This is a genomic window from Undibacterium sp. CCC3.4 (genome assembly GCF_034347425.1).
Lineage (GTDB): Bacteria > Pseudomonadota > Gammaproteobacteria > Burkholderiales > Burkholderiaceae_D > Undibacterium.
The window spans coordinates 2745790-2760459 of record NZ_CP133779.1 but is presented as its reverse complement, the minus strand read 5'-3'; the positions used below and the strand labels follow the sequence as shown (position 1 = coordinate 2760459).

General features: G+C 55.6%; 14 protein-coding genes and 2 tRNA genes. 3 read left to right on the top strand and 13 right to left on the bottom strand.

All coding sequences use genetic code 11. The annotated features are described in order from the left end of the window. Window positions 1-33: 33 nt before the first annotated feature. From RHM61_RS12330 to RHM61_RS12280, 11 genes are all read right to left on the bottom strand, one after another. Window positions 34-906: a formate dehydrogenase accessory sulfurtransferase FdhD gene (locus tag RHM61_RS12330; protein ID WP_322247606.1), complete on the bottom strand. Its 873-nt coding sequence runs from the start codon at window positions 904-906 to the stop codon at window positions 34-36. A 10-nt stretch (window positions 907-916) separates the two neighbouring features. Further along, entirely contained in the window at window positions 917-1225 is a 309-nt protein-coding gene (locus tag RHM61_RS12325; protein WP_322247605.1) for a hypothetical protein, read from the bottom strand. Between the two features lie 15 nt (window positions 1226-1240). Then, a complete protein-coding gene (locus RHM61_RS12320; RefSeq protein ID WP_323493366.1) occupies window positions 1241-2368 on the bottom strand; it encodes a formate dehydrogenase subunit gamma in 1128 nt (375 codons plus the stop codon). A gap of 12 nt (window positions 2369-2380) precedes the next feature. Then, window positions 2381-2626, bottom strand: a complete 246-nt coding sequence (locus RHM61_RS12315; RefSeq protein WP_322247603.1) for a hypothetical protein — start codon at window positions 2624-2626, stop codon at window positions 2381-2383. Beyond that, on the bottom strand, window positions 2623-3246 hold the full coding sequence (fdh3B, locus tag RHM61_RS12310) for a formate dehydrogenase FDH3 subunit beta (RefSeq protein ID WP_322247602.1): 624 nt from the start codon (window positions 3244-3246) through the stop codon (window positions 2623-2625). The genes RHM61_RS12315 and fdh3B overlap by 4 nt, the downstream gene beginning before the upstream one ends. Before the next feature lie 16 nt (window positions 3247-3262). Then, window positions 3263-6223 carry a formate dehydrogenase subunit alpha gene (locus RHM61_RS12305; RefSeq protein ID WP_322247601.1) on the bottom strand — a complete coding sequence of 987 codons (2961 nt, stop codon included), beginning with the start codon at window positions 6221-6223 and terminating at the stop codon, window positions 3263-3265. A gap of 17 nt (window positions 6224-6240) precedes the next feature. After that, complete coding sequence (locus tag RHM61_RS12300) at window positions 6241-6429, bottom strand: hypothetical protein (RefSeq protein WP_322247600.1); 189 nt, start codon at window positions 6427-6429, stop codon at window positions 6241-6243. Between the two features lie 328 nt (window positions 6430-6757). Then, window positions 6758-7378, bottom strand: coding sequence for a TorD/DmsD family molecular chaperone (locus RHM61_RS12295; RefSeq protein WP_322247599.1), 621 nt, complete (start codon window positions 7376-7378; stop codon window positions 6758-6760). Further along, window positions 7375-9447: a 4Fe-4S binding protein gene (locus RHM61_RS12290; RefSeq protein ID WP_322247598.1), complete on the bottom strand. Its 2073-nt coding sequence runs from the start codon at window positions 9445-9447 to the stop codon at window positions 7375-7377. Before RHM61_RS12290 ends, RHM61_RS12295 begins: the two co-directional genes overlap by 4 nt. Further along, entirely contained in the window at window positions 9416-10027 is a 612-nt protein-coding gene (locus RHM61_RS12285) for a DUF3306 domain-containing protein (RefSeq protein WP_322247597.1), read from the bottom strand. The genes RHM61_RS12290 and RHM61_RS12285 overlap by 32 nt, the downstream gene beginning before the upstream one ends. Window position 10028: 1 nt before the next feature. Then, complete coding sequence (locus tag RHM61_RS12280) at window positions 10029-10568, bottom strand: DUF3305 domain-containing protein (protein WP_322247596.1); 540 nt, start codon at window positions 10566-10568, stop codon at window positions 10029-10031. Between the two features lie 64 nt (window positions 10569-10632). Between RHM61_RS12280 and RHM61_RS12275 the strand changes: the two genes are divergently transcribed. From RHM61_RS12275 to RHM61_RS12265, 3 genes are all read left to right on the top strand, one after another. Continuing rightward, the gene (locus RHM61_RS12275; RefSeq protein ID WP_322247595.1) at window positions 10633-11544 is read left to right on the top strand and encodes a pseudouridine synthase; all 912 of its coding nucleotides are present in this window, start codon (window positions 10633-10635) and stop codon (window positions 11542-11544) included. A 34-nt stretch (window positions 11545-11578) separates the two neighbouring features. Continuing rightward, window positions 11579-11655: transfer RNA gene (locus RHM61_RS12270), tRNA-Pro, on the top strand. 48 nt (window positions 11656-11703) lie between these two features. Next, window positions 11704-11780: transfer RNA gene (locus RHM61_RS12265), tRNA-Pro, on the top strand. A 465-nt stretch (window positions 11781-12245) separates the two neighbouring features. Here RHM61_RS12265 and ribD read toward each other — a convergent pair. Together ribD and apbC are read right to left on the bottom strand one after the other, a co-directional pair. Continuing rightward, window positions 12246-13376 (bottom strand): bifunctional diaminohydroxyphosphoribosylaminopyrimidine deaminase/5-amino-6-(5-phosphoribosylamino)uracil reductase RibD, encoded by a 1131-nt coding sequence (gene ribD / locus RHM61_RS12260; protein ID WP_322247594.1) that lies wholly within the window; start codon window positions 13374-13376, stop codon window positions 12246-12248. Next, window positions 13376-14464, bottom strand: coding sequence for an iron-sulfur cluster carrier protein ApbC (gene apbC, locus RHM61_RS12255; protein ID WP_322247593.1), 1089 nt, complete (start codon window positions 14462-14464; stop codon window positions 13376-13378). Before apbC ends, ribD begins: the two co-directional genes overlap by 1 nt. Between the last annotated feature and the right edge of the window lie 206 nt (window positions 14465-14670).

Here is a 14670-nt window from a genome sequence, read left to right as displayed (position 1 = left end):
GTAAGGTTAAAACCGGTATTTTACCGCCAATAGCTACCCAGGGGTGCGTTCCAGGCTGCCATGCTCGTCTTGCGCAAACAAAGCCGGCTCAAACTCGAGGCGATGCGGATGCGTGAGCAAAAGAAAATGCCGGCCGCTGCAACGCGAAAACAAACTCATGCCTATCGCATCGGCCACCTGATGGCCCATCTCGGTACTGCCGGAACGCGATAACAAAATAGGAATACCCATCTGCGCACCCTTGATCACCATCTCCGAAGTCAAGCGACCGGTGCTGTAAAACACCTTATCGGCACCGTTTATCCCATCGAGCCACATTTTTCCGGCAATCGCATCGACCGCGTTATGACGGCCGACATCTTCAACGAAATACAACAACTCGCCCTGATTGGAAAACAAGGCGCAACCATGGACCGAACCGGCTTTTTTATAAATCGATTGCTGGCTGCGAATACTGTCGATGATGCGATACAGCGCAGACTGAGCCAAGCGCGCCGTCGGCGGCAAGACGATCTGATCGACTTCATCCATCAAACCACCGAACACCGTACCCTGACCACAGCCGGTAGTGACGATACGCTGCGCAGTACGCTGTTCGATTTCTTCGATGCCGCCGCGCGTTTGCACCGCTGCCGCACCGACTTCCCAATCCACCTGCACCGCAGCGATATCAGCTAAGCAGCGCACCAAGCGTTGATTGCGTAAGTAACCAAGCACCAGCGCCTCGGGATTACCGCCCATAGTCATCAGCGTCACCAGTTCGCGTTTATCGACATACACCGTCAACGGGCGTTCGGCTGGAATCGAAATCAAGCTGCAGCGCCCGCGTTCATCGGTCACACTGATTTCACGCGTCAAGGGCACGGTGGCGGCACTCAACACAGGCCGCTGGGAATCGGCGCACATACCCGACATCTCAGGGCTTAGCTGCCACGACCGGCGGCGGCGTACTCACCGGTGCCTGATACGGCCCAGGGTCGGCACAGGGAGGCATAAGCGGCAGCGCCTTGGTCTCGCGGCCCTTGAGATAAGCGGCCGCCACTTTATTTTGCGCCTGGCACAACTGATAGGCCGCAAGCTTGTCGCTCCAAGCGGTTTTCGCCTTGGCAGCATCGGACTTGGCTTTGGCTTCGACCGTCGGGGCCGGCAATGCCGCGAGACTGACAGAACACCACAGGGCCGACAGCAAACCGGCCGAGCAAGAGAACAAAGATTTTTTCATCATAGCGTGCCAGTAAGTTTACACATTGATAGTCTGAGCAGAGGTGGCCGCGACAGTTGGCGGCTGGCTGCGCACCCGCGCGATTTTTCCCTGCTCAATATCGTCATACCAAAGATCATGATGTTCCTTGGCCCAGACCTCATCGACATAACCGCTACGCATCGCATCGAGCGCCCCTTCCATGCCCAGGGTACCGAGATAAATATGACCGATCACCATGGCGGCCGCCAACAAGGCTGCCACCACATGCACAATGCTGGCGATCTGCATATCGGCACGCAAATACACCATCCCGGGAATGAGTTTATCGAGCACGAAGCCGGAAGCGCTGACAATGAGGCCGAGCCCGACCACACCGCCCCAGAACACCACTTTTTCACCGGCATTAAAACGATGCGAACTGACATGCTCACCACTGAGCAGACCGCCGAACTTACGTAGCCACTGCAGATCGGAAGCGCGTGGCAAATTATCGCGGACAAACTGCACGAAAAACAAAATGATGGAAACAGTAAATATGGGGCCGACGAAGTTGTGCACGTTCTTACACAAAAAGGCTAACCAACCGAATAAGGTCAAGCCGAAAACCGGCAATAAAATATGCTTGCCGAATAAAATAATCATGCCCGAGCAAGCCAAGGTAACGAAGGACAAAGCCATACTCCAATGCAGCGTCCGTTCAGTCGGTGTAAACCGTTCAATCAGACGGCCGCTGCGCGGCGCATGCAATTTAATTTGACCGATGAAAAAATACATCGCCGCCACCGCCACCAAGGCCAGCAAAATCACACCGCCACCGAGCAGCGTCAATGGACCATTTCGATAAGCCCGCCATGCTTCACCGGCAGTCACCGCCCGCGCCTGACCAGGAAACTGGGTACGCCCCTGTATCAACACCCCGGCTTCCGGTGCCGGCAGACTGGCGTAATTCTTCACCCCTTCGGTAACGAGGCGATACGTCGGTGCCAGATTACCGGGCTGATCGCGACTGCGTTGCGCCTGGTTCTGTTGCAAAATATCCGACGACTCCACCGCTGGCAAACCTGGCGCAGCCGCAGACGACGGCGGCTGCACCGGCGTCACGGCCTGTGCCAAAGCCCCGCCAATGGCGAGCAATAAGCTCACAGCAAACACATAGCGCTTCATCTCAGCCCCCGATCAATTCGTTTTGAGCGACTCATTTTGCGCCTGTCCGCGCGCGCGCAAATGATGCTCCCAACTGGTTTTATCGCCCGGTGTCCAACCCGGTGCGACATACGCATTGTGCGCCCCTTGCCAAGCTTTTTCATCGACGAGACCACGGTGTGTGGTCGTCGCTTGATCACGCTCGCCGCAAGCGCCCAGCGCCAGCACAGCAGCAAGCAATGTCACTGGCAAGCATCGTTTAGATAAGTTGCGCATCATTTATCACTCACCGGTTTGGTTTCAGCATGCGCTGCCTTACCGTAGGCCGTGCCCCAACCCCAGACTTCGCTACCCTGACCACGTCGCACCACGCGCGAGCGGAAAATATCGGACACCATATCGCCGTCGCCGGCCAACAAAGCCTTGGTCGAACACATTTCCGCGCACATCGGCAGTTTTCCTTCGGCTAAGCGATTGCGGCCATATTTTTCAAATTCCGCTTCCGAGCCATCCTCTTCCGGGCCGCCGGCGCAGAACGTGCACTTATCCATTTTCCCGCGCAAACCGAAGGTACCGTTGGAAGGAAATTGCGGTGCACCGAATGGGCAAGCATACGAACAATAACCGCAACCGATGCAGATATCCTTGTTATGCAAGACCACCCCTTCATCGGTACGATAAAAACAATCGACCGGACACACCGCCATGCACGGCGCATCGGAACAATGCATGCAGGCGACCGAGATCGATTTTTCCTGCCCGATCACACCATCGTTCACCGTCACCACGCGCCGACGATTCACGCCCCACGGCACCTCGTGTTCATTCTTGCATGCGGTAGCGCAGCTATTACATTCAATACAGCGTTCTGCATCGCAGATAAATTTCATTCTAGCCATGTTTTTTTCCTCCGGCTCAAGCGACGAAGCGCTCGATGTTACAAATGGTGGTCTTGGTTTCCTGCATCATCGTCACCGCGTCATAGCCATACGTGGTGGCGGTATTGACCGCCTCACCACGCACGATAGGCATAGCACCGGCAGGGTAAAACTCCTGCATGTCCTTGCCCTGCCACCAACCGGAAAAATGAAATGGAATAAAGGCCGTATCAGCCGCCACCCGCGGCGTCACCAAGGCCCGCACTTTAATGCGCGCACCGGTAGGGGTGGAAACGATGACGAATTCACCGTCACGAATACCGCGCTCGGAAGCCGCCTGCGGATTGAGTTCGACGAAATTTTCTTGCTGTAATTCGGCCAGCCACGGATTCGAACGTGTCTCCTCGCCGCCGCCTTCGTACTCAACCAAACGGCCGGAAGTCAGAATGATAGGAAATTTCTCATACAATTTATTTTCCACATTCTTTTGCTGTACCGATTTGTACAAGGTCGGCATGCGCCAGAACGCTTTTTTATCATCATGGGTCGGATACTTGGCCACCAAATCCGGCCGCGTGCCGAACAAAGGTTCGCGGTGCAAAGGCACAGGATCAGGGAAATTCCATACAATCGCGCGCGCCTTGGCATTCCCGAACGGTGAGCAGCCATGCACTTTCAAGGCCACCCGTTGTATCCCACCCGACAAATCGGTCTTCCAATTTTTCCCTTCGGCCGCCAATTTTTCCGCTTCCGTCAAATCATCCCACCAACCCAATTTCTTGAGCAGCACATGATCAAACTCCGGATAGCCGGTAGTGATGTCAGAACCGAGCGAATGCGAGCCATCTTCAGCCAACAAACTCACGCCTTCGCGTTCGACACCGAAGTTAGCGCGGAAATTCCCGCCGCCATCCATCACATGCTTAGAGGTGTCATACAAATTCGGCGAACCCGGATGCTTGAGCTCAGGCGTGCCCCAGCATGGCCACGGCAAACCGAAATAATCACCGGTCATATCGTAGCCACTGACCGGATCTTTACCGCCTTTACACTTGAGCGTTTTCACGTCGAACAGATGCATATTGCGCATATGTGCCTTCAAACGCAGCGGTGACTGACCGGTGTAACCGATAGTCCAGCAGCCGCGGTTGATTTCTTCCAGCATCGATTCCGGTTCCGGTTCGAGCATGCCGCCCTTGCCTTTGACCAGTTTCAGCTTAGCCACCAGTTCTTTGGCAAAACCCAGTTTCTCCGCTAACTGATACATAATCATGTGATCGGTACGCGATTCAAACAAAGGCTCGATGACTTGCTCACGCCACTGTATAGAGCGGTTCGATGCCGTCACCGAACCCGAGGTTTCAAACTGGGTCGCCGCTGGTAACAGATACACCTGACGCTGCGGATTAAGCTGTTGCGCCTCAACGGTCATCGCCGCCATCGCCGCCGTCGCCGATGGATACGGATCGATCACCACCAACATATCGAGCTTATCGAAAGCCTTCTTCATTTCCAAACCACGCGTCTGGGAATTCGGCGCATGCCCCCAGAACACCATGGCCTTGACATTATTCGGTTGATCGAGGTGCTCCGGATCTTCCAACACCGCATCGATCCAGCGCGACACCGTGGCACCCGATTTTTCCATCAATTCGGTCGAAGCAAATTGCTTCTTCACCCATTCGTAATCGACGCCCCAAACCTTGCACCAATGTTTCCAAGCGCCGGCGGCCAAACCGAAATACCCAGGCAGCGAATCAGGATTCGGCCCGACGTCAGTAGCACCCTGAACATTGTCATGACCACGGAAAATATTTGTGCCGCCGCCGGAAACACCGATATTCCCCAACACCAGTTGCAGCAAACACGAGGCGCGCACAATGGCATTGCCGATCGTGTGCTGGGTCTGGCCCATACACCAGACCACCGTCGAAGGCCGGTTTTCCGCCATAGTACGCGCGGCCAGAAACACTTGATCTTCCGGCACGCCGCAGGCTTCTTCGACCTTTTCCGGGGTCCACTTCATCGCCTCTTCGCGTATCTTATCCATGCCATACACGCGCGCTTCGATGTACTTCTTATCTTCCCAACCATTATTGAAAATATGATGCATCATCCCGTACAAGAACGGAATATCAGAACCGGAACGGATACGGATATATTGATTCGATTTGGCCGCCGTGCGGGTGTAACGTGGATCGACCACGATGACCTTGCAACCGCCCTCTTTCGCATGCAGCAAATGCAGCATCGAAACCGGATGCGCTTCGGCCGCATTCGAACCGATATACAGCGCCGCCTTGGAATTCTGCATATCATTGAAGCTGTTGGTCATGGCACCATAGCCCCAGGTATTCGCTACCCCAGCCACCGTAGTGGAGTGACAAATCCGTGCCTGATGATCGGTATTATTCGTGCCGTAAAATGAAACAAACTTCCGCAACAACATCGCCTGTTCATTATTGTGTTTAGACGAGCCGACGAAGAAAGTCGAATCCGGCCCGGAAGTCTTTTTAATCTCCAATAATTTGGTCGCGATTTCACTGAGCGCCAACTCCCAACTGATGCGCACATATTTGCCGCCAACCAGCTTCATCGGATATTTAAGACGGTGCTCGCCATGACCATGCTCGCGCAAAGCCGCACCTTTAGCACAATGGGCACCAAGATTGATGGGCGAATCGAACACCGGATTTTGCCGCACCCAGATGCCATTCTCCACCACCGCATCAACGGCACAACCGACCGAGCAATGCGTGCACACAGTACGGCGCACCACAACATTGCTGTGTTCAGTCGGCACGCCGATGGCGGCCTTGGCCTTCTTGATCAAACCCAGCTCTGAAAGAGCGATGCCGGCACCGACACCGATCCCCGAACGTTTCAGAAAACCGCGTCGGTCCATGGTGGGCAAAGCGCGCGACAAGGTATCGGCCAAGCCGGAGGAAAAACGTGACTGCGAGCGCGTGGTGGCATCGCCCTTACGAGTTAATAACATGCGTGTCTCCGGACAGTTCAGAGGGTGGTGCTGCGATAGTATTTTTTGATGTGCTCAGTCAGGCGATAGCCCGTTCCGGCCGGCTCGGCCGGCGTCGCCGCTGTGACTTCTACATGTTGCGTCGGCAGCGTTTTGAGCGCCAATAAGCCGGCCGCGGCTAAACCTAAGCCGCCCAACAAACTACGGCGTGGTATTTTTTGATTCATATGCAACTCCGATGTCGCCGGTCAAACGAGAAGCAAAGAAAGGCGGTCGCTTGGCGGCCGCAGAAATCAAACACAGGCGATTGTGTTTGATTTCGCAAGAAGCTGCCCCGCCAGCGGGGCCAGGTATCTTGCGCAAGTGTCTCGTACTGCTTGAAATAAGCTGTTATTTTTTTTAACTACATTTTGCTGATTTGATCCATATCAATACTGTTCTCAGTCTACTCCGCTAAGGCGTGCACTTGGTACAGCAAAGTTCTCGAATTCATACAATTTTACAATGTCAGAATGAATTATTTTCATCAACGGTATGAAAATGATTAACACCCACTCACTCCATATCGAACGATAAAGTTTCGACATCAAAAAATGCCGCCGCCAAGGCCGCGACAGCCGCATAAAACTGCGCGCGCGGATGCTCACTGATTGCACTGCACAAACGCGCAGTCCACAACTGCAAATGCGTAGCGTAAAAACCTCGCTGCATCGCCAAAGCCGAATGCGTCGCATCCTCGGACGTAATCAAATAGCGCATCACCTCACACAGATAAGCCAGGTGATCTTCCGTTTCCGGCATCTGTGCATCACGTTCCAGCCCGAGTGCGTGCAAATCGGTACGCAAAGCGGCCAGCGGCTTTTCCATCAAAAATCCACTCAGATAATATGAACCATACAACAAAATTTCCGGTTTTCCAGTGCCAATGAACAATTGTTCATATTCAGCAGCCAGCGCGACCGCATCACTCTGCGCCGCCGCTGCGGCCAACTGCAACCAGGCGCTGTCGAGCACACCACCGGCCGGATCGGCTTGCACCGCGACGATCCGCGCCAGTAGTTCGGCATCAGGCGGCGCATAAAACAAGTTGGCCAACAAACCGTACATATCGGCGCGAGCCGCTTCCACTCCAGCCTCGGGACTGACAAAACTGAGCCGCTGTTCATTCATCATCATGGATTCATTTCTGAGCTACGCATCATATCGACGACGCGACAATCGGAACACATGCGCAGCCGTTCCAGATGTCCTGCGAAGGCGCTGTGTGTACCTAGTTTTTTCAACATATTTTCGATCACCATCGCCGTTGCGAATGGTTTGCTGCAGCGTATGCAATGATACGGTGCCGCTTCGTTCAGCACGCGCATCTGCTTGGCCTCCGGCCCCAACAACAAACGCGGACTCAAAGACAAAGCCTGCTCCGGGCAAGTTTCCACACACAAACCGCATTGCACACAATTGCGTTCAATGAAACGTAACTGCGGCGTGCCCGAATTATCCATCAGCGCGGTACTCGGACAAGCACCGACACATGCCATACACAAGGTACAGGCTTGCTGCTGTATTTCCACGCTGCCGAACGGCGCACCGGCCGGCAGAGCGATCGCGCTCGGCAAGGTCTGCGGCGCATGCTTTTGCAAATGATCGAAGACAAAATCGAGGCTGACACGCTTATCCTGCGCAACATTAAACAGCGCCGGCACGGCCGGCACCTGCGCCGTCGGCAGCGCATGCAAAGCCGCCTCCAGCGCCACGGCCGAGCTTGGCGTCAGCAGATGCAAATGCACTCCGGCATAGCCGAAGCCCTCCAACAGACTTTGCGCCAGTTGCATCTGCTGCGTCAGCGCGGCGCGGTATTCCGGCGCTTCCTCATCGGTCAACAACAGCGCGATGCTGGTGGCACCGTAACAGACCGCCGTCAACCAAACATCGAGGCCAAGCGCTGCCGTATGGTGTAAGGCAAACGGAATCACCCGCGCCGGCAAACCGCGGCCGCCGACATGCGTATTCTGTCCGGTGACACGCAACAGATCGGCACCCGCTGCTTGGCTATGGAATAACAATGCCGGTGCGACACCGCCGGCCTTGTGATACGCCGCCAACATCGTTTTCAGATGCAAGCCGGTATCGGGCGCGCGCATGTAAGCATAACTGAGCGCACCGGTCGGGCAGACGGTACTGCAGGCACCACAACCGGCACATAAATTCGGATTCACCGAAATTTTATCGCCTTTGCTGGAAATCGCCGCGGTCGAACACACCTCGATACAAGCATTGCAGCCGCTCTTGGCGCTGCGGCTGTGCGCACACAGCTTTTCTTTATAACTGAAAAATTTCGGCTTTTCAAATTCACCGACCATTTGCGTCATCTTCAATGCCGCATCAAACTGCGCCAGCACATCGGTACCGGGCGCAAAATAACCCTGCGGCGTATCGCTCATGCGCAGCAGCGGCGTGCGCGACAAATCGAATACCAAATCACAACGCAGATCGCGCGCAATCGCAACTCGTGAAAAATCGATCGCCCCAACCAAGCCGCAAGCCTTGACACAATCACGATGCGCGCCACATTTATCGGCATCGATTTGATAACGGAAATCGATCGCATTTTCAGGGCAGACATCGATACAGGCATTGCAACGCGTGCAGGCTTCCAAATCGATAGGATTCTCTTGTTCCCAACGCACCTCAAACTGACCAAGATAACCGGTAAGCGTTACCGCACGGCCCGACCACACGGGAAAGACGCGCTCACTCAAACGCTCGCCAGCGGCACCGCCACTGGTGAGCAAAACATTCACATCAAGCTGCGCCGCCAAGCGCCGCGCCCATGGCAAGGCGACGTCGGCACTGCCGATGATCAGACAATTTCCAGCCGATTGATAATTCACCGTCGCCACCGGCTCTGGTGCCGGCAAGGCGGCCGCAGCCAGCAAGGCCGCCATCTTCGGCAAACTGGCGGCAGACTCAGACGACCAGCCGGCCGCTTCCCGCAAATTGACAAACTTCAGCGGTGCCACACTCGCGCCGGCCAACTCGCTGAACAGCGAACGCTCCTGGGTGCATGCGACAATCACCTCATCGACGCCCTGCAAGACAGTAAGAAAACTACCGACATCGCGCCGACATAAGCGCTCACTGACGTCGATACGGCTGGCACCAGTCGCTGCTGCCAACTTGGCGGCAGCGGCGGCATTGAGCGGCAAGGTATTATTACAACTGCAAATTTTTATCTGCGGATTCATTCAGGGCAGGCCTCGCGGTTGGCTGGGAAGAGGGTTCGGATGGTACACTGGTCTCAGCAGCATACGCTGCTTCGTTGACAGCAAGCTTACTGTCGACGATATCGAGTGGCGACGCTGCAGGTTCTGGCGCATCAAGCAAGGGTGCCGGTATCGCCATCCCCTCGCTCGCATCGGCGACAGCGCCGACATCAGCAACGGGTGACGCCACCATGCGCATCACCCCGGCCTGCAAATGCGCGAGCGGATTAAGCAAAGTCTGCGCATGCAGCAAAGACTCCAGCATACCGGCCGGCAGCGGATCGGGCTGGCTGTAATCGCCAATATAAATATCGAGCCCATCCATCATATTGAAATGTGGATTGGTAAATAACTTTTTCATCGCCAAGCGGCGCACATCAGGCTCCACATCGGCTGCCATGAAACGCGAAAAATCCGATTCATGTTGTAATTGTTCCAGCTCGACATGACCGGGCGGCGCACTCGCGACTGCCTCTGTTGGCAGCACGACCGCAGCGGTAACAGGCTCAATCGGCGGCGATGCCGGCTTGGCCCAGCGGCGGAAAAATTCGTCGGCGGCCATCTTAGCGCTGGCCCTGCGTGATTGGTAACACCACAGCAGTCTCGGCCTGGGCCATTTTCTGCACCGCCTCACCGCCCTCGAAAGACGGACGTTTGCGCTTCTTTTTACCCTCGTACTGAAAATGCTGCTGGGTATACTCGGCCAACCATGCCGCCACCTCATCGGCCAGCGGCAAAGTATCAACCTGTTCACCGCCATCGACCTGACGCGCCGCCTCATCGTAAGACAGCGTCAGCGATTTCGGCACCGCCACTTCTTGCCCATCCATCTCTTCCAAGCGCCACATCACAAACCAACACGGCGTGGCCGAACTCAGATTCAAAAAGTAACCGGGCGTTTCATCGGCATGTAAATGCACGGCAAAGCCAGGAAACAACCAACGCTGCTCGGCCTCACCGGCAATCAGTACACGCGCACCACCGGGCTGCGCATCGGCTAAAATTTCCAGCGGCTTCCAACGGTAAGCTTGCCAGCGATTATTCAAGGCTACGCGCTGCATCAGCACCGCCAGCGTGAATGGGAGAACGCTATGTTTTTCCATCATGTTAATATCTGTCCAATTTTGATTCCACCATTTCACTCGCACCCAAGCACCCAAGCACCTTATGGACAGCCCGCTCCCTCTGCGCGATGGTATCGCCGCCAGCTACTTGTGGCTGCCGGAAGGCGCCGCCGGTCGCTTACTCGACTTTTTATGCCAACGTTTTACGGATGTCAGCCTCGCCACCTGGCAGGCCCGTCTGCTCAAAAATGAAGTGTGCGACCAGCATGGTACTCCTTTACACGCAGACAGTCCTGCCAGGCGTGGAATGTGTATTTTCTACTATCGCGAAACCGAACAAGAAACCCCGATTCCCTTCCAAGCGCAGATACTGCACCAAGACCAGCACCTGCTGGTGGTCGACAAACCGCACTTTCTGCCAGTCACCCCGGGTGGTCGTTTTTTACACGAAACCCTGTTGGTGCGCCTGAAAAAACAAACCGGCCTGCCGCACTTAAGCCCGATCCATCGCCTCGACCGCGAAACCGCCGGCGTCATCCTGTTCTCGCTCAATCCCGCCAGCCGCGGCGCCTACCAAGAACTGTTCGCACGCCGCCAAATCAGCAAAACCTATCTGGCGCTGGCACCAGCCCTGCCGGCCACGCTGTTTCCCTTGGTACATCGCAGCCACATGAGCGAAGGCAGCCACTTTTTCACCATGCAAGAAAGTCCCGGCCTGGCCAACTCAGAAACCCGCATCGACATCGCCGAACAGCGCGGCGCACTCAACCTCTACAACTTACAACCGTTGACCGGAAAAAAACACCAATTACGCGTGCACATGGCCAGCCTCGGCGCGCCCATCGTCAACGACAGCTTCTACCCGGTCGCCCTGCCCTGTAAAGGAGATGATTTTAATACCCCACTGCAACTTTTAGCCAGTTCTATCGCCTTTATCGACCCACATAGCGGCCAAGCGCGCCAATTTCATAGCCAACGCAGCCTCGCGGCAGCAGACGAGCGCACAAGCTATTGACAAGCACGGCCAGCAAGGCTAAGATGTTGGACTTCGGAGTGTGGCGCAGTCCGGTAGCGCACCTGGTTTGGGACCAGGGGGTCCAAGGTTCGAATCCTTGTACTCCGACCAGAATTGAAGTAATCAAGAAATACGCAGCATCGTCGTAAAACAGTTTTTCGGAGTGTGGCGCAGTCCGGTAGCGCACCTGGTTTGGGACCAGGGGGTCCAAGGTTCGAATCCTTGTACTCCGACCAAAATAAAAAGGATCGTTGAAAATTTCAACGATCCTTTTTTCATCAAAAATCTGACTAGGGTTTGAAACCCCGGCCTTCAGAGGCTGTCGCAAAAGCCTGATGGACGCTTTTTTTACACCTGAAACACCGTATACCTCGTCATTCCCGCGTGCTTTTGGCGGGAACCTAGTGTCGTTTTTTACACTGAAAATGCCACAACTTCTGGCATTTTCAGTTAACCACGAACGCCGCTGGATTCCTGCCAAAAGCGCGCAGGAACGACGTTACGGGCGGTTGGGGTAATGATGCAGACTGAAAAACCCTTTTGCGACAGCCTCTTCAGGCCGGTGAGCGACGAAGGAGCGACCCGATGGGAGGGGATGCAAACCCCTTCCAGAGTCTTTTCCATCGTCGCTTGCGACGATCCATTAAGTTGCTTCACGCCCACCCGTCATTACCGTATACGCCCACCCCGTCATTCTGCGTTCAAACACCAGGTTTGAAGCGCGCCCGCAAACGCACATCGGCACCAAGCAGCAAAGTATCTTGAAACACCAACTGCTGCGCCGCATCGACATGTTCAATCAAGGGTAAATGAAACAAACCCGCTCCAGCCCCTAATAATTTCGGTGCCAAATACAGCAATAATTCATCCACGCAATCGGCCGCAATCAAGGCCCCATTCAATACCGCCCCGGCTTCGACATGCACTTCATTGATCTGGCGACGGCCAAGCTCGGCAATCAGCGCCAACAAATCGACGCGCCCGTCGGCCGCCGGCAAACACAGAATCTCGGCACCACGCGCCTGCAAAGCCGCACTGCGCTCGACATCAATGGCAGCACACACCAACAACACCGCTCCCTCATCAAAAATGCGTGCCGTCGGCGGCACCCGCAAAGCCGAATCGAGCACCACCCTTAATGGTTGGCACACCGCGCCGGCATCACGCACCGTCAATTGCGGATCATCGGCCAGCACCGTACCGCTGCCGGTCAAAATCACATCGGCACGGGCACGCCACAAATGTCCATCGCGGCGTGCCTGTGGCCCGGTAATCCACTGGCTTTGTCCATTCGGTAACGCGGTTTTACCATCAACACTGGCCGCCACCTTCATGCGCACCCATGGCAAACCACTCTCCATGCGACAAAAGAAACCGATATTGAGCTCACGCGCAGCCAGCGCCAGATCGGCCAAGCCGAGCTGATCGGCCCAATCAAACGCCACGCCGGCGTCCAGCAACATCGCTCGCCCTTGCCCCGCCACCTGCGGATTAGCATCTTGTAGCGCTGCCACCACACGCACGATGCCCGCCTCGATCAAGGCATTCGCACACGGCGGCGTGCGGCCGTAATGACTGCACGGCTCCAGCGTCACATACGCGGTCGCCCCGACCAGCGTATGCCCGGCCGCAACCGCAGCGCGCAGCGCCTGCACCTCGGCATGCGCCTGCCCAAGCGGCTGCGTGAAACCCTGGCCCAGCACCTGCCCATCGCGTACCAACACACAACCCACCTTGGGGTTCGGTGCAGTATCCATCCCAACCCGCTGCGCCAGCGCCAACGCCAGCGTCAACCAATCACGATCACTGCCGGAACTGAGCGCGGCATTCATCAGGTACGCGAAATCGTGATACTAGGGAATTTACTCGTCATGTCTTTGGCTTTTTCCGCCACCTTCACCGCCAGCTTGCGGGCGATTTCTTTATACATCACAGCGATCGGTCCGTCCGGATCGGCGACTACGGTAGGTCGACCGGAATCGGCTTGTTCACGGATCGCCATCGTCAACGGCAGAGCGCCAAGGAAATCGACACCATAATCGGCACACATCTTCTGCCCGCCCCCCTCACCGAAAATCGCTTCGGCATGACCGCAGTGAGAGCAAATGTGCGTACTCATGTTTTCAATGATGCCGAGAATAGGAATGCCGACTTTTTCAAACATCTTCAAACCCTTGCGCGCATCGAGCAAGGCGATGTCCTGCGGCGTGGTAACGATCACCGCACCGGTCACCGGTACTTTTTGCGACAAGGTTAATTGCACATCGCCTGTACCAGGTGGCATATCGACGATCAAATAATCAAGATCGCGCCAATTGGTTTGCTCCAGCAATTGTTGCAAGGCTTGCGTAACGATAGGGCCGCGCCACACCATAGGCTCATCAGGGTCGATCATGAAACCAATCGACGACACCTGCAAGCCGTGGTTTTCCAGCGGCTCCATGGTTTTACCATCGACCGTTTCCGGCCGCCCCGAAATACCCATCATCATCGGCTGCGACGGCCCGTAAATATCGGCGTCGAGAATACCCACAGCCGCACCTTCAGACGCCAGCGCCAGCGCCAGATTCGCCGCCGTGGTCGACTTACCGACCCCACCCTTGCCAGAAGCCACGGCAATGATGTTTTTCACATTCGGCATCAACTTGATCCCGCGCTGCACCGCATGCGCGACGATCTTCGAGCTCACATTCACACTCACATTGCCAACGCCAGGCACGGCACGCAAGGCGGCGATGACACTCTTACGTATCAAATCAAACTGACTGCGCGCCGGATAACCGAGCTCGACGTCGAGGCTGACATCGCTGCCATCGAGGCGAATATTTTTAGCCGATTTGCTGCTGACCAGATCCTGTGCGGTATTCGGGTCGATCACGGTGGCTAAGGCCGTTTTAATATCTTCAATGCTCAATGTCATGTCAATCTCCATTCAATCCCGCCAGTCTAGCGCAAAAAGCGGGCTAGCCAACGATAGCCTTGCACAGCAGCAGAGTATCTGCTGTGAAGAATGCAAGTCTCACCGGCAGCGCGACGCCTGCGCGCGCAGCTTCCCATGCGCATTCAGGCAGACCAATGCACCCTGATCAGCTTGTCATTTTCCTTGTGAAGACCTAAGATTGAACA